Below are 15,406 nucleotides of genomic sequence, written 5' to 3'. Positions count from 1 at the left end.
TTAGGACGGCCCATCGGATGGATGGGAGTGACAAATGTGACGGGATTCGGATGGACTCACTCATCGCCGCTGCGGCGCGCGCGCTCGCGGCAGGTGATCCCCTCGGCGCGCTGAACCGCGTCGCGTTGCGCGACGACGCGCCCGCGCTCGCGCTGCGCGGCATCGCGATGGCGCAGCTCGGCGATCTCGTTCGTGCGAAGGCGCTGGTGCGAAGCGCGGCGCGCGCCTTCGGTCCCAAAGAGGCCGTCGCCCGCGCGCGATGCATCGTTGCCGAAGCCGAAATCGCGCTTGCTTCGCGCGACCTCGGCTGGCCCGCAAAGTCGCTCGACGCCGCGCGTGCGACGCTCGAAGCGCACGGCGACCATCTCAACGCCGCGCATGCGCGGTATCTCGAAGTCAGACGTTTGCTGCTGATCGGCCGTCTCGACGAGGCCGAGCGTCTGCTCGACGGATTCGATCCCGCGCCCTTTCCGCCCGCATCGAGCGCCGCGCATGAGCTGATCGTGGCGGGCATCGCGATGCGCCGGTTGCGCACGAAGACAGCGCGTGCCGCGCTCGTCCGCGCCGGGCGCGCCGCGCGTCACGCGGGCATTCCGGGGCTCACGGCCGAAGTCGAAAGCGCAGTGCGTCTGCTGGACTCGCCGGCTGCGCGGCTGATCGCGCGTGGCGAAGAGCGGCTCCTGCTGCTCGATGAAGTGGAGGCGCTGATGGCGTCGAAGGCGCTCGTCGTCGATGCATGCAGGAACGTCGTGCGCGATGCGGGCAGCGTCGTCGCGCTCGCGACGCGTCCCGTGCTGTTCAATCTCGCTCGCGTGCTCGCCGAAGCATGGCCCGCCGACGTGCCGCGCGACACGCTCATCGCGCGCGCATTCCGGATGAAGCACGCCGACGAGTCGCATCGCGCGCGCCTGCGCGTCGAGATGGGACGGCTGCGGACGATGCTCGGCGCGCTCGCCGACGTCACCGCGACGCGGCGCGGCTTTGCGCTCGTGCCGCGGCGCGCGTCCGAAGTCGTCGTGCTCGCGCGGCCTGTCGAAGAAGAACACGCGTCGATGCTCGCCTTTCTCGCCGATGGCGAATCGTGGTCGAGCTCGGCGCTCGCGCTTGCGCTCGGCGCGAGCCAGCGCACGGTGCAGCGCGCGCTCGATTCGCTTGCGGCAGCCGGCAAGGTGCAGTCGTTCGGACGCGGACGCGCGCGCCGCTGGATGACGCCGCCGATGCCCGGATTCGCGACGGCATTGTTACTCCCCACGCCGCTCCCCATCGACTAGCATCAGAGGCTCGACTCTTCATCGACCATTTCACCAACCGCTCTTCATAGACCACTTCTTCACCGACCAGGATGGCAGCATGAATCGAACAGCCGCTGAAATCGTGCGTGAATATGGACCTTTTCCGGGCATCGGCAGCGTGCATGGCGTCACGTATGACGGTCACAACGTCTGGTTCGCCACCGGCGACGCGCTGCAAGCGCTGGACCCCGCAAGCGGACTGACGACGCGCTCGATCGGCGTCGATGCGGACGCGGGCACGGCGTTCGACGGCCAGCACCTGTTTCAGATCGCCGACGACCGCATCCAGAAGGTCGATCCGCAGACGGGCCACGTGCTCGCGACGATCCCCGCGCCCGCCGGCAGCAACTCGGGGCTCGCGTGGGCGGAGGGATCGCTGTGGGTCGGGCAGTATCGCGAGCGGAAGATCCATCAGGTCGATCCGCAGACGGGGGCGATTCTTCGCACCATCGAATCGAACCGCTTCGTCACGGGCGTGACGTGGGTCGATGGAGAACTGTGGCACGGCACGTGGGAGGGCGACGAGAGCGATTTGCGGCACGTCGATCCGCGTACGGGCGAAGTGCTCGAAATGGTCGAGATGCCGGAAGGTGTGATGGTGTCGGGGCTGGAGTCCGATGGCGCCGACCGGTTCTTCTGCGGCGGGGGCGCCAGCGGGAAATTGCGTGCCGTTCGGCGGCCTAAGCGGGAGAGCGAGGCTGGAGGTACGGTAGGCACGGCGAGCGGGTGAATGGTGGGTGGAGCGCGCGTCGAAACAGTGTGAAGAGGATTTCGATCCCGGCGTCGATCTCGGCCTCGACCGCGTCGGCGCAAGCTTGAGGCGCAAGCTTGGAGGAGCAAGCGAAGCCGATCAGGATGCAGTGGAACGCGAGCGGCCGCCGTTAGGCTCCTGTGCCACGCCGCACTACGTGTGTGTCGCCGTGTGTCCCGTCGCCGTGTGCTTGCCGCGCTTGATGCGACACCGCGCCCGCCCGCTCATCCCCGCTCCACTTTTTCCACCCGCTTCGCGCTGCGCGCACGCTGCGCAGTCGCCGACGACAGCGGCTGCATCAACTTCGCGTACTCCTGCTCGAGAAACGGCTCCGCATGTTCGAGCAGAAAGCGCCGAAACATCACGCACGTCGGCGACAGTTGCTTCGAACTCAGATGCACGATCTGCCACGTGCGCTCGACGGGCGTGCCGTTCACGTCGAGCAGCGCGATCTCGCCGGTGCGCAGTTCGAGCGCGAGCGTATGCAGCGAGATGAGGCTTACGCCCATGCCCGCCATCACGGCCTGCTTGATCGTTTCGTTGCTGCCGAGCGTCACGCAGCGCGTCGGTGTGAACAGATGCTGCCGGAACGTATGTTCGGCAACGGCGCGCGTGCCCGAACCCGGCTCGCGCAACAAAAACGTATCGCCCGCCAGCTCCTGAAGGTCGAAGCGGCGCGCGTGACGCAACGGATGCGTAACGGGCGCGATGATCACATGCGGATGATAGGCAAGCGGCTCGGCTGTCGTGCCCAGTTCCGGCGGCGGGCGGCCCATGATCGCGAGATCGGTTGCGTTGTCCTGCAACAGCCTCAGCAGCGTCTCGCGATTGCCGACTGAAAAATGCACGTCGACCTTCGGAAACTGCTTCGAATACAGCGCCAGCAGCTTCGGCGCGAAGTAGGTCGCGGAGCTCACGATGCTCACCGCGATCGTGCCGCTATCGGCTTGCGCGAGCGAGGACATCGTGTCTTCGGCGTCCTTGATCTCGCCGAGAATGCGGCTCGCGTGATGCGACAGACGCTCGCCCGCTTCCGTCAGCGTCAGCCGCCGCGCGATCCGCTCGAAGAGCGGCATGCCGATCGCCTCTTCCAGTTGCCGGATCTGCATCGACACAGCGGGCTGCGTCAGATGCAACTCTTCCGCCGCGCGCGCGAAGCTCGGCAGACGGCTTGCGATCACAAAGATCTGCAGTTGCCTGAGCGTCAGCGAGCGGATCAGATTCATGATGCGTTTTTTTCCCAAACGCGTTTCGACGGGCAGCGAGCACGCTGCCCGTCATGTCACGCAGCGTGCATCCAATATTCAGCGAAAATCAGCGGCTCGCACGCGGCGCGTTGGGGGGTGGCTTCGGCGTCGAAGGCGCGCCGTGCGCGGGCGGCGACAGCTTGCGCACCGACGTTTCGAAGCTCACCGATTCCGTCTTGACGGGATGCGTGAAATCGCCGTTGTCGCCGGGTACTTCGGTGAGCAGCAACGACACGCCGCCAGGCACGCCATCGGCGAGGATGAACGTGTAGCGCTTGCTCGTGTACTTCGGAAAACGCTCCGCGTTCGGATCGTTCAGATACGGTTGAATCACGATCTTGCGCGCCTTCACCGGCTTGCCTTCCACCTGCGCCGTCGCATCCGTGATGGGCGGCCCCGCCGCGAGCGCGAGCCGCACGCGCTGCTGGAAGTAGCGGCGCTGTCCGCCCGTCGACTGCTCCATCTCCGCAATGTCGCGTTCGAGAAAATACAGAATGATCGGGTTGCACGGCAGATTGCCGGGCAACGCCGCCTTGCCGTTCGCATCGGTGACAATCGCGTCGCTCTTCGCGTTGTCGTCGCTCGCGACGAGTACGCGAACCCGGTCCGTCGACTTCTCGGGCGGCGCCGATACGACGAGCGAATAGTCGAGCTCCGTCTGCGACGCGACGCCGTTCAGATGCGGCGTGAGAAACAGCAGCTTTTCGGCGGGCGCGATGGGTGTCGTATCGGCGGCGAACACAGCCTGCGGCACGGCCATCGACACAGCCATCGACACGGCAACCGGCACACCCAGCGGCGCCGCAACCGCCGCCATCGCCGCCGTCGCAACGGCGCCGCGCACGGCAAGCGCACGCGCGAGAGCGCGTGCGCATCGTGCCGGCTTGCGCGTCATTTCGGCGAGTCCGTTGCGACGGGCGCGCTCGCCAGCGGCAGCAGCGGCACGTCGTAGCTGGTCAGAATCTTGTCGATGTTGCTCTGATGCGTGGCGATCCACTGGTCGATCTTGTCGTGCCATGCCTTCTCGCCGTTGCGCACGCCCATCGAAATTTCATAGTCGAAGCGGATGCCCGGCTGCGGCGGGAACGGCACGAGCTTCACGCGATCGCTCGCCTGCTTCGCGAAATAGCCCGCAATCGGCCCCCAGACGAACACCACGTCGACGTTGCCCTGCACCAGATCGCGCTGGATCATCTCGCCGGGAAACGCGTTCGGGTCGCCGCTTTGCGCGCGATACGACACAGCCTGGTCGATCAGATTGTTCGACAGCAGCCAGTCGACAGCAGGCGTCTGCGAGAAGATGCCGAGCTTCAACTTCTTCAGCTGATCGGGCGGCAGCTTCAGCAGATCGGTTGGCGTGTTGATGTTCGCGAACTCGGGGCGCTTCTGGAACACCATCGCATACGTCGAGTGCAGCCAGGGCCGCGTGGTCGCCGTCATGTCGTAGCCGTGCGGCACGCCGATCACGAGGTCGCATCTGAACTGCTCGGTGTTGGGCAGCTTCTCGCGCAGCGTATGCCGCACGAAGCCCATGCGCTGCGGAAAATACGTGTATTCGAGCTTGTAGCCGAAGTCTTTGGCCATCGCGGCCGCGATCTTGTTCTCGTAGCCCTCGCCCTTCTCGTTCGAGAGCGGCATGTTGTTCGGATCGGCGCACACGCGCAACACCTTGTCGGCGCCGTCGTTGTTCGGCAGGTCCGGCGCGGGCGCACCCTGCGCGCGAGCGGCTGGCCCGCCGACACAGGCCCAGCATAGCGTCAGCATGGCACAGGCAACATGGACGGCTAAACGTCTGCGATCGGACATGGAGGTCTCCCGGGTTTGCGTCATGCGATGCACGGCATACGGTCACTCACGCAAGCGCGTCACGTAGCATCACGTGACGCCATGAAGCTCATTTTGCATCGATCGCCTGCAGATCGCCCGGTTTGATCTTGCCGTCGGAGCGGCCCTTCAGGTACGCGTAGAGGTTTTCCCAGTTCTTCTGCATCATCGAGCTCGAACTGAAGTCGGGCATGCCCTTGTCGACACGTCCGCCGAATACGGTACGGTGAAATTCGTTCTTGTCGAGCGTCTTGAACGCGTCGATCAGCGACGGGCCCACGAGGCCCTCCTGCTTCGCGCCATGACAGCGCTCACAGGCAAGCGCACGCCATGTTTTCCAGCCCAACAGGGTATTGTTGTCGACCTTGTCGCCATCGACGACCTTGTAGGCGACCTGCTGGACCTGAGGCGCGCCCGACGACTGCCCCCAGCTATTGGTCATAACGACAGGTAATGCGCCCAATCCCAGCAACGTACCTGCAAGCGACAGCACAACACGGCCTTTCATGCGTTCGTCTCCCTTACTTTGGTCTCACGCAACGTCGTTGCGTGTTTTCGATTGAACCTGCTCTGCGACTGCAAGGTGACTGCCGGCGACGCGTCTGCGTTCGACGCGTCGCCGGCGCCGCCTCGAGTCTTCATCGAAGCCGAAGACCGCATGCGGGCGTCTTCGGCTACGTCACTGCTGCTGCGAAACCACCTTCGGGTCAACTCTGATCAACCCTCTGATCAACCCTTTTCGCCCGGAATGGCGAACACGAACAGCGTGCCGCCGAGCGCCGTGTACTTGGCCAGTTCGCGGTAGCCACCGACAGCGCCCAGGCCTTCCGTCGACTTCTGCAGGCCGGCTGCCATGCCGATGCCCGCCCAGCCGCCGATGCCCGAGTACACGCCGATGAACTGCTTGCCCTGATACTGGTACGTGAACACGTTGCCGATGATCCCCGACGGCGTCTTGAACTTCCACAGCTCCTTGCCGTCCTTGATCCGAACTGCCTTGATGTAGCCTTCCAGCGTGCCGTAGAAAGCGATGCCGCCCGCCGTCGCCAGCGCGCCCGACCACACCGAGAACCGTTCCGGCTTCGACCAGACGATCTTGCCCTTCGACGCATCCCACGCGATGAAATTGCCCATCGCGCCGTTTTCGTTAGGACCGGGATACATCGACAGCGTTGCGCCGACATAGGGTTGTCCCGACACGTAATCGACGTCGAACGGCTCATAGTCCATGCACACGTGATTCGTCGGCACGAGGAACAGACTCGACGTCGGATCGAACGCCGCCGGCTGCTCGTCCTTCGAACCCAATGCTGCCGGGCAGATGCCCTTCACGTTGTGATCGGGGCCCGCCTTCTGCGTCGAGTAAGTTGCGTTGCGGATGGGCAGACCGCTCTTCACGTCGACGCTATCCGCCCAGTTCACGGCCGGGTCGTACTTCTGCGCAACCAGAAGCTCGCCTGTCTCGCGATTGAGCGTGTAGCCGAAGCCGTTGCGGTCGAAGTGCACGATCGCAGGCGTCTTCTTGCCGTTCACGGGGATGTCCGCGAGGATCATTTCGTTGACGCCGTCATAGTCCCACTCGTCGTGCGGCGTCATCTGATAAACCCACTTCGCCTTGCCCGTATTCAGGTCACGCGCGAAGATCGACATCGACCACTTGTTGTCGCCGGGACGCTGCGTCGGATTCCACGTGCCCGGATTGCCCGTGCCGTAGTAGATCAGATTCAGCTTCGGGTCCCACGCGTACCAGCCCCACGTGGTGCCGCCGCCGAGCTTCCACTGATCGCCCTTCCAGCTCTTGATCGACGAGTCCGCGCCCACCGGCTGCAGCTTGCCGTCGGCCCAGGTCATCGTCTGCTGCGGATCGAGCAGCATCTCGTTGTCGGGGCCCGTGCTGTAGGCCATCCACGCCTGCTTGCCCGTCTTGATGTCATAGGCGATCAGACGCCCCCGCACGCCGAACTCGCCGCCGGAGATGCCCGTCAACACCTTGTCGCCGAATACATGCGGCGCGTTGGTGTTGGTTTCACCCGCCTTCGGATTGCCGTTCTGCGCTTTCCAGACGACTTCGCCCGTCTTCGCGTTCAGCGCGACGAGCGTCGTATCCGCCTGTTGCAGGAAGATCTTGCCGTCGCCGTACGCGAGCCCGCGGTTGACGGTATCGCAGCACATCACGGAGATCACGGCCGAGTCCTGCTTCGGCTCGTACTGCCACAGGAAGGTCTGATCCTTCAGGCTGATCGCGATGACCTTGTTGGGGAACGGTGAGTGGATATACATCGTGTCGCCGATCACGAGAGGCGAGCCTTCGTGACCGCGCAGCACACCCGTCGACATCGTCCAGGCGACCTGGAGTTTGCCGACATTGCTTTCGTTGATCTGCTTGAGCGGGCTGTACCGGTGATTCGCATAGTCACCTGCCTGCGACGCCCAATTCGAGGGGTTCTTGAGCAGCGAGTCCAGTTGCGGATCGGCATAAGCCAGGAACGAGTTCAGCGCCGTCGCAACCAACACCGCCAGTCCTAGAACCAGGGTGCGTACGTTCATGTCTCCTCCAGAATGATGTACTGGTTAAACCGTCCAGTTACCGATGACACGCTACCGGGTCGCTCCAGCCGCGCCTCTGGATGCAGGTAACGCCTTGTGCTGGGCCAGGTCCATTGCCCGGCTCATGCGTATGACGGCGGATCGCATATTCCATGCCGGTCGCAATCGCACGCCAATCGCGCGCCGCTACGTGGGGTTGTGGCGTCAACGTGTTCCGCTTCGCAAGCGACGGCGAGACATACTGTGTCAGATACGCAAACAATCCATGGCACGGCGGGGGCGCATGTCAGCGGATTGCAATCGGCTTTGCTTCGAAACGCAGGCCGGCACCGAATCGCCATCGGCACTAAGCTTCCATATGCGAGATCCATCACATGACACGAGCGGAGGTCCGCCATGACGCAAAGCGAACAGGTGTATTCCGACGAGGACATCCAGAAGAGGCTCGAAGGCCCGTTGCAGCACTGGTATCTGGAAGACGGCTGGCTGCGGCGCAAGTACCGCACGGAAAGCTGGAAAGGCACGCTGATGGTGGTCAACGCGGTCGGCCACCTCGCCGAGGCCGCGTGGCATCACCCGGATCTGACGGTGTCGTATGCGTTCGTCATCGTGAAGCTGAAGACGCACACGGCGAAGGGCATCACGGACAAGGACTTCGCGCTCGCCCGCAAGATCGAGGAAGTGATCCAGTGGCAGCCGGGCAAGGAAGGCGGTCCGCTCGAAGGCACGCCGTCGGACGATCAGCGTTTCCGCTATATCAAGTACGACGCGCCGAAGAGCTGAAGCGTTAAAGAGTCGACGCGGCGAGAACAGCGCGCGCGGTCCTGCGGCCACGCGCGTGAAGCGCGACGCTGCCGTTTTGCGGCGAGCCGCGTGTGACAGGCCGTGCCGCGATCGGCGCAGCGCCGCGGCGCTGCGTCTGCGTCGCGGCTTGCTCTTCACTGCTTGCTGTGTCGCGCGTGTATGGCGGCTGTGTCGCGGCTTGCTGTATCGAGCGTGTATCGCGGCTGTGTCAGCGCTGTACCGCATTCGACACGCGATGTCGCTGCGAGCACGTCGCTGGCCGCGCGCGATGCCGTTGCGATGTGACGCGCGATACGGCCGCCCCGCCCCGCTGAAAGGCGTCGAGGCCCACGCCGATCCGCGCCCAATCGTCAGTGGTACGGCTCTTGCCTGACGATGGAACGCCCCGGCTCGTCTGGCCGTCCCACGCACACCCCATTCGACAAGGACTTTCGCATGCGGATGTCATCCGAACGCACGTCGGCCTTGCCGGCCCTCTCTGCGATCACCGTCGAAGCGCCCGGCCGCCTGCACCTGGGCTTTCTCGATCCGGGCGCATCGCTCGGACGCGCGTTCGGCAGCGTCGGCGTCGTGATCGAAGGCTGCTGCACGCGTGTCACCGCGCGGCACGCCGACGACGACCGGCTCATCGAAGGCGAGCCCACGCCCGCGCAGCGCGAGCGCATCGAGCGCTACCTGGCGCTGCTGCACGACGCATACGGCGGGCCGCCCGTTTCCATCGCAGTGGAACAGGCCGCGCGCGCCCATTGCGGCGTCGGCTCGGGCACGCAACTCGCGCTCGCGGTCGCGACGGCGTATGCGCGTCTCGCGGGCATCGACGCGACGAGCGCGGAACTCGCGCAGCGGCTCGGCCGCGGCGCGCGTTCCGGCATCGGCGTGCTCGGCTTCGATCACGGCGGGCTGATCGTCGATGGCGGTCCAGGCCGCGCGGCATCGCGCAGCGGCGCAGATCCGGGACCGTCCGCGTCCCGCGCCGCGATGCTGCCGCCGCTGCTCGCGCGCCAGCCCTTTCCCGACGACTGGCGCATCGTATTGATCGACGACACCACGCGCGAAGGCCTGCACGGCGAAGACGAGCGGCGCGGCCTCGCTGCGTTGCCGCCCTTCCCGCAGGAGCTCGCCGCGCACGTGTGCCACCAGTTGCTGATGCGCGTGCTGCCCGGCATGGCGCAAGGCGATTTCGATTCGTTCGCAGCGGGCGTCAGCGCGATCCAGCAGTCGATCGGCGAGTACTTCGCGCCCGTGCAAGGCGGCGTGTATTCGAGTCCCGCCGTCGCGGCCGCGTTGCAGGCGATCGGCGCGAACCAGACGGCGGGCATCGGACAAAGCTCGTGGGGGCCGACGGGCTTCGCGTTCGTGCAAAGCCCGCAGCGCGCCGACGAGGCGCTCGCCGCCGCGCGCGCGGCGACGCGCGTGTTTTCGGGCATCGTGTGCTCGGTCACGCGCGGTCGCAATTACGGCGCGCGCTTCTATGCCGTCCAGCAGCCGCACTTCGGCCTCGACGTCCGATGAGTCGCCCGATGAGCCACCCGATGAGCGCCAATCAACGGGGATCAGCCCGTTCAGCCCGAATCGCCGCCCGCGCCGCCGGATCGAATCTGCGTGTCCCGACGGGTCGCGCACGCCCCGCTACCGACTACCCCCAATGAGCCCACGCCATGTCCACAACCACCACTGAAAGGCCCTACATCCTGCACATGTTCACGCCGACGCCACAGATGAGTCCGTTCGACGTCAACATGGCCGCCGATGCCGGTTATCAGATTCTCGTGCCGTACTGCGAGGTCGACGTGCGCAACGTCGTGCAGCTGACACAGGATGCGATCTTCTCGCGCGGCCCGAAAGGCGTGTCGCGCACGGGCATCTTCATCGGCGGACGCGACGTGATGCTCGCCGCCGACATGCTCGACCGCGCGCGCGAAGCGATGGTGCCGCCGTTCGAAGTCTCCGTGTTCGCCGATCCGAGCGGCGCGTATACGACATCGGCGGCGCTCGTCGCACTGGTCGAATGTCATCTGAAAGCGCAGTACGGCGAAGAACTGAAGGACAAGCAGGTGCTGATACTCGGCGGCACGGGCGCCGTCGGACGGATCACGGCGGCCATCGCGGCGACGCTCGGCGCGCATGTCACGATCGCGAGCCATTCCGATGCGGCGCGCGCCGAACGCGCGAGCCATGACGTCGACGAACGCTTCGGCATCAAGACGACGGGCGTCGGCACGAGCACGCCCGATACGCTGCATGCCGCGCTCACGCGCGCCGATATCGTCTTCGCGACGGCGACGGCGGGCGTGCAGGTCGTAAGCGCCGCCGATCTCGCGCACGCTCAGCGCCTCCTCGTCGCCGCCGACGTCAACGCGGTGCCGCCCGAAGGCATCGCGGGCGTGAACGTGATGGACGACGGCAAGCCGCTCGCGGGTGCCGCGCGGCCAGACGCGATCGGCATCGGCGCGCTTGCGATCGGCAACGTGAAGTACCAGGTCGAGCATCGGCTGTTCACGCGGATGCGCACGGCCGGCAAGCCGGCCTATCTGGGCTTCACGGAAGCGTTCGACGAAGCGCGCGCCGTCGTCGCCGAGCGCAGCTAGCGCGCAGAGGGGCGAGGCGATGTCCATGATGTATACGACTGCCGGCCACTTCGCCGAGCCGCGCGCGCGGCCGGGTGAAGGCGCGCCGTTCGTCGCCGTGGCGGGGCTGTCGGCGCGCATGCTCGCGCAGTCGGCGGCGCATGCGGGTTATCAGGTGGTCGCGCTCGATCTGTTCGGCGACCGCGATACGCGCCTTTACTCGAAACTGTGGATCGATATCGGCGGACAAGGCCTGTCGATCGATCGCGGCAAATTGCAGGCCGCGCTGGAGCGTGTCGCGCGCTTGCCGCGTCTGCTCGGCTTTGTGACGGGCAGCGGGCTCGAACCGCATATCGACTTCCTGCAACACGCGCTGGGACTGACCCGACTGCCCCGGCTGATCGGCAACGATGCCCGCGCGGCCGCTGCCGTTCGCGAGCCGCGCCGCTTCTTCGCGCTGCTCGACGAGCTGGGCATCGCGCATCCCGACGTGGCATTCGAGCGGCCCGAGCGGCCCGAAGGCTGGCTGCGCAAGCAGGCCGACGGCTGCGGTGGCACGCACATTCGCGCTGCGGCAAGTGCAGATGCAAACGCCGATGCGCAAGCCAACTCTTCCGGCTACTTCCAGCGACAGAGCGCAGGGCTTTCGATGTCGGCGCTCTTTATCGCCGCGCAGCGCGACGCGTCGATCGTCGGCTACGCGGAACAGCTTTGCGTCGCGAGCGGCGCGTTGCCCTATGTGCACGCGGGTTCGCTCGGGCCGATCGATCTGCCCGCACGCGTGACGGAACAGATCGCCTTCGCCGTGCGCTCGATCGCATCGCGCGCGAATCTGCGCGGACTTCATAGCCTCGATTTCCTGCTCGACGGCGATGACATCAGCGTGCTCGAAGTCAACGCGCGGCCTTCGTCGACGATGGCGTTGTACGAACGCGCAGCGCGCGACGCGTGGCCGCGCGGTCTGCTTGCCGCGCACATCGACGCCTGCCTGCATGATCGCCTGCCCGGCTCTCGCATGAATGGGCCGACGAGTGCGCCGATGAATGCGCCGATAAGTGCGCCGTCATGCCGCGTCGCACAACAGGTCGTGTTCGCGCCCGAAGCGTTCACGGTCACGCGCCGCTTCAGCGACACCTTGTACGTCGATCCCGTCTGCCACGACATCCCGAACGCGGGCACGCGGATCGAAGCGGGGCAGCCCGTCTGCACCGTGCTCGTCACGGGCGATTCGCGCGCCTCGCTGCAACGCGAGCTCCAACGTCACACGCAACGTCTGCTGCAACACATCGAAACCTGCCTCGAGCCTGCCCATGAATCCGTCGACTCACATGGCTGAACCCCACGGCAACACGCCTCCTGTTGCCAGCGATGCGCCCAGCGTCAACGCGTTCGCCGCGCCGCTCGTTGCGCAGCTTCTGGCTGACGCCGCGCGGCTTCGCATTGCGTCGTCGCGTCATGCGTTCGGGCCGACCATCGTCGATGCGGGTGTAACGTCGCCTGGCTGCGTCGAAGCGGGCGTGCTGATCGCGCGCATCTGCATGGGCGGCCTCGGCCGCATCGAGACGCGCGTGAGCACCGAACTCGAGCCGCTCTGGCCCGCGACGATCGAAGTGCACACGTCGTCGCCCATGCTCGCCTGCCTCGGCAGCCAGTACGCGGGCTGGAGCCTGTCCGCGACCAGGGAGCAGAACAACGGCAAGAAGTTCTTCTCGCTCGGCTCCGGTCCGGCGCGCGCGCTGGCGGGCAAGGAGACGCTCTTCGACGAGCTCGGCTATCGCGATCGCCACGATGCGGGTGTGCTCGTGATGGAAGTCGGCCAGCCGCCGCCGCAAGCGGTGCTGGAGAAAATCGTCAACGATTGCGGTCTCGCGCCCGACCATCTGACCGTAATCGTCACGCCGACACACTCTGTCGCCGGGACGGTGCAGGTCGTCGCGCGCGTCGTCGAAGTCGCGCTGCATAAGACGCACGTGCTCGGCGTGCCGCTCGGCGAGATCGTCGAAGCGAGCGGCACGGCGCCGCTGCCGCCGCCCGCGCCCGACGGCCTCGCCGCGATGGGCCGCACGAACGACGCGATCCTGTACGGCGGACGCGTGCATCTGACGGTGACCCGCGATGCCGTCGCGCGGCGGCTCGCGGCCGAGTTGCCGTCGTCGAATTCGCGCGACTATGGGCGGCCCTTCGCCGACATCTTCGCGTCGTTCAACCACGACTTCTATCAGATCGATCCGTCGCTGTTCGCACCCGCCGAAGTGTGGACGAGCAGTCTCGAAAGCGGCACCACGTATCGCGGCGGCCGGCTCGACGCAGCGTTGCTGCAAGCGCTCTGGCAAGGCGACGCGTTCGCTTGCGCCGACGATCCTTCCGATGAAAACGCTGCCGGGCCCGGCACGCCGGGCGTCACCACGCCGGGGGCGCCATGAGCGATCTGCGATCGGCCGAACTGCGGGCGGGTGGCCTGCGCGTCGCGATCATGACGGACGAAACCGGCTGGCACACGGGACGCCTCAAGAAGGCGTTTCGCGCGCGCGGCGTGGAGGCGCGCTGCGTCGATCTCGCCACGTGCCGCATCGACACGACATGGTCGCCGTATGGCCTTGCAATTCCCGGCTTCGCGCGCGAGCTGCCGGATGCTGTCTTCGTGCGCGGCATTGCGGGCGGCACGTTCGAACAGGTGACGCTGCGTCTCGGCATCCTGCATGCGCTGCGCGAATGCGGCATCCCCGTCTACAACGACGCGCGCGCGATCGAGCGCAGCGTCGACAAATCGATGACGAGTTTTCTGCTGCATCGCGCGGGCGTGCCGACGCCCGCCGCGTGGGTAACGGAATCGGCGGCCTTCGCGCAGCGCGTGCTGATGCGCGAGACGGCCGCGCGCCGCCAGGTCGTGCTCAAGCCGCTGTTCGGCTCGCAGGGCAAAGGGCTGCAGCGGCTCGGCGCGAGCGCGGCGCGCGACGGCACGTTGAAGCCGCTGCCGCCGCTGCGCGGCTATCAGCAGGTCGCGTATCTGCAGAGGTTTGTCGGCACAGCAGGCGCAAGCCGCAGCACTGGCACAAGGCGCGCCCGTAGCGCAAGCCGCGCGGGCTTCGACTGGCGCGTGCTGGTGATCGGCGGCCGCGCGGTTGCGGCGATGCGGCGCGTCGGCGGCCGCGGCTGGATACACAACGTCGCACGCGGCGCGCAATGCGAACCCAGCGCACTCGATCCGACGCTCGCGGCCCTCGCCGAGCGCGCGACGGCGGCGCTCGGCCTCGACTACGCGGGCGTCGATCTGATCCCCGATCCTTCGATGCCCGATGAAACCGGCGTGCCGCTCGTGCTCGAAGTGAACGGCGTCGCCGCATGGCGCGGGCTGCAATCGGTGACACCGATCGATATTGCGGCGGCGCTCGTCGACGATCTGCTGGACCGCAAGCTCGCGGGCAGCCGCGCGGGGGCGCTTGCTGCATTGCCGCTCCATGCAGGCCGCTGACGATCCGCTCGCGCGCGCGCCCGACGCGTTTCTGCGCGCGTGCCGTCTCGACGTCGAAACGGCGAAGCCGGGCAACGTCAGCATCGCCAGCGCGGGGCATGGGATGGAAGCCGCGCAGTTCATCGATAGCGCCGAGGCTGCCGCTCCCGCGCTTTTTGCGCGAGGCGCGAGCGTTGGCGCGCGCATTCTCGATGCAGTGACGCGCACGCAGCAGGTTGCCGGCTGCAATACGAACCTCGGCATCGTGCTGCTGATCGCGCCGCTTGCTGCCGCGCTGGAACTCGCCAGCATCACGAAGGATGTCGCTTTGCAGGCATCCGGATGGCACCGCTGCGTCGAACGCGTGCTCGCGGCGCTCACGGTGGACGATGCGCGCGCCGCCTATCGCGCGATCGCGCTTGCGAATCCCGGCGGCCTGGGCGACGCGCCCGAACAATCAGTGCACGCGCCGCCGACCGTCGATCTGCGCGCGGCGATGGCGCTCGCCGCCGAGCGCGACAGCATCGCGCGTCAATACGCGAACGGCTTCGCCGACGTGTTCGGCACGGGCCTCGACGCGATCGCGAAGTCGCATCGCGCGATGCCCGCCGCGCTCACGCTCGATGTCTTCCTCACGATCCTCGGCGCGTGGCCGGACTCGCACATAGTGCGCAAGCATGGCGCGGCGGTGGCGCAAAGTGTCACGCATGAGGCACGCCTGCGTCACGCTCGATGGCGCACGACGGACGACGCGCAGAGCGTCGCGCAACTCGATGCATGGGATGCCGAACTTAAGGCGCAACGCGTCAATCCAGGCACGAGCGCCGATCTGACTGTCGCCACGCTGTTTATCGCCGCGTTGCTCGATCCGCTGCGCTTCGCAAGCGGGCGCAGCTAGCCCAAAACGAACGGCGCCAAACGCA

At 66.5% G+C, this 15,406-nt stretch carries 14 protein-coding genes; 9 read left to right on the top strand and 5 right to left on the bottom strand.

All coding sequences use genetic code 11. The annotated features are described in order from the left end of the window. The first annotated feature begins 50 nt into the window (after nucleotides 1–50). Together BMW76_RS26040 and BMW76_RS26035 are read left to right on the top strand one after the other, a co-directional pair. Complete coding sequence (locus BMW76_RS26040) at nucleotides 51–1,271, top strand: helix-turn-helix domain-containing protein (RefSeq protein WP_090870425.1); 1,221 nt, start codon at nucleotides 51–53, stop codon at nucleotides 1,269–1,271. A 79-nt stretch (nucleotides 1,272–1,350) separates the two neighbouring features. Further along, nucleotides 1,351–2,022, top strand: a complete 672-nt coding sequence (locus BMW76_RS26035; protein WP_090870423.1) for a Vgb family protein — start codon at nucleotides 1,351–1,353, stop codon at nucleotides 2,020–2,022. 245 nt (nucleotides 2,023–2,267) lie between these two features. Here BMW76_RS26035 and BMW76_RS26030 read toward each other — a convergent pair whose 3' ends face one another. The 5 genes from BMW76_RS26030 to BMW76_RS26010 all read right to left on the bottom strand — a co-directional run bounded on the left by BMW76_RS26030 (nucleotide 2,268) and on the right by BMW76_RS26010 (nucleotide 7,661). Beyond that, the gene (locus BMW76_RS26030; protein WP_090870421.1) at nucleotides 2,268–3,269 is read right to left on the bottom strand and encodes a LysR family transcriptional regulator; all 1,002 of its coding nucleotides are present in this window, start codon (nucleotides 3,267–3,269) and stop codon (nucleotides 2,268–2,270) included. 88 nt (nucleotides 3,270–3,357) lie between these two features. Continuing rightward, complete coding sequence (locus BMW76_RS26025; RefSeq protein WP_090870419.1) at nucleotides 3,358–4,185, bottom strand: hypothetical protein; 828 nt, start codon at nucleotides 4,183–4,185, stop codon at nucleotides 3,358–3,360. Beyond that, entirely contained in the window at nucleotides 4,182–5,096 is a 915-nt protein-coding gene (locus BMW76_RS26020; RefSeq protein WP_090870417.1) for a substrate-binding domain-containing protein, read from the bottom strand. The genes BMW76_RS26025 and BMW76_RS26020 overlap by 4 nt, the downstream gene beginning before the upstream one ends. An 88-nt stretch (nucleotides 5,097–5,184) precedes the next feature. Then, nucleotides 5,185–5,622, bottom strand: coding sequence for a c-type cytochrome (locus tag BMW76_RS26015; protein ID WP_090870416.1), 438 nt, complete (start codon nucleotides 5,620–5,622; stop codon nucleotides 5,185–5,187). Nucleotides 5,623–5,843: 221 nt separating this feature from the next. Continuing rightward, nucleotides 5,844–7,661 carry a methanol/ethanol family PQQ-dependent dehydrogenase gene (locus BMW76_RS26010; RefSeq protein WP_090870414.1) on the bottom strand — a complete coding sequence of 606 codons (1,818 nt, stop codon included), beginning with the start codon at nucleotides 7,659–7,661 and terminating at the stop codon, nucleotides 5,844–5,846. Nucleotides 7,662–8,057: 396 nt separating this feature from the next. On the opposite strand from BMW76_RS26010, the gene BMW76_RS26005 reads away from it, so the two are divergent. The 7 genes from BMW76_RS26005 (at nucleotide 8,058) to BMW76_RS25975 (ending at nucleotide 15,381) form a co-directional block, all read left to right on the top strand. Next, nucleotides 8,058–8,444: a 4a-hydroxytetrahydrobiopterin dehydratase gene (locus BMW76_RS26005; RefSeq protein ID WP_090870412.1), complete on the top strand. Its 387-nt coding sequence runs from the start codon at nucleotides 8,058–8,060 to the stop codon at nucleotides 8,442–8,444. A gap of 456 nt (nucleotides 8,445–8,900) precedes the next feature. Further along, on the top strand, nucleotides 8,901–9,977 hold the full coding sequence (locus tag BMW76_RS26000; RefSeq protein ID WP_090870410.1) for a beta-ribofuranosylaminobenzene 5'-phosphate synthase family protein: 1,077 nt from the start codon (nucleotides 8,901–8,903) through the stop codon (nucleotides 9,975–9,977). A gap of 146 nt (nucleotides 9,978–10,123) precedes the next feature. After that, on the top strand, nucleotides 10,124–11,053 hold the full coding sequence (locus BMW76_RS25995; RefSeq protein WP_090870408.1) for an NAD(P)-dependent methylenetetrahydromethanopterin dehydrogenase: 930 nt from the start codon (nucleotides 10,124–10,126) through the stop codon (nucleotides 11,051–11,053). A gap of 25 nt (nucleotides 11,054–11,078) precedes the next feature. Next, nucleotides 11,079–12,368, top strand: coding sequence for an ATP-grasp domain-containing protein (locus BMW76_RS25990; protein ID WP_245763394.1), 1,290 nt, complete (start codon nucleotides 11,079–11,081; stop codon nucleotides 12,366–12,368). After that, on the top strand, nucleotides 12,343–13,455 hold the full coding sequence (gene mch, locus BMW76_RS25985) for a methenyltetrahydromethanopterin cyclohydrolase (protein WP_090870406.1): 1,113 nt from the start codon (nucleotides 12,343–12,345) through the stop codon (nucleotides 13,453–13,455). The genes BMW76_RS25990 and mch overlap by 26 nt, the downstream gene beginning before the upstream one ends. After that, on the top strand, nucleotides 13,452–14,504 hold the full coding sequence (locus BMW76_RS25980; protein ID WP_090870404.1) for an ATP-grasp domain-containing protein: 1,053 nt from the start codon (nucleotides 13,452–13,454) through the stop codon (nucleotides 14,502–14,504). Before mch ends, BMW76_RS25980 begins: the two co-directional genes overlap by 4 nt. Beyond that, nucleotides 14,491–15,381, top strand: coding sequence for a triphosphoribosyl-dephospho-CoA synthase (locus BMW76_RS25975; protein ID WP_090870403.1), 891 nt, complete (start codon nucleotides 14,491–14,493; stop codon nucleotides 15,379–15,381). The genes BMW76_RS25980 and BMW76_RS25975 overlap by 14 nt, the downstream gene beginning before the upstream one ends. Nucleotides 15,382–15,406 lie beyond the last annotated feature (25 nt).

The sequence above is a fragment of the Paraburkholderia diazotrophica genome (genome assembly GCF_900108945.1).
Taxonomy (GTDB): Bacteria; Pseudomonadota; Gammaproteobacteria; order Burkholderiales; family Burkholderiaceae; genus Paraburkholderia; species Paraburkholderia diazotrophica.
This window is presented reverse-complemented; position numbering and strand designations above follow the sequence as displayed.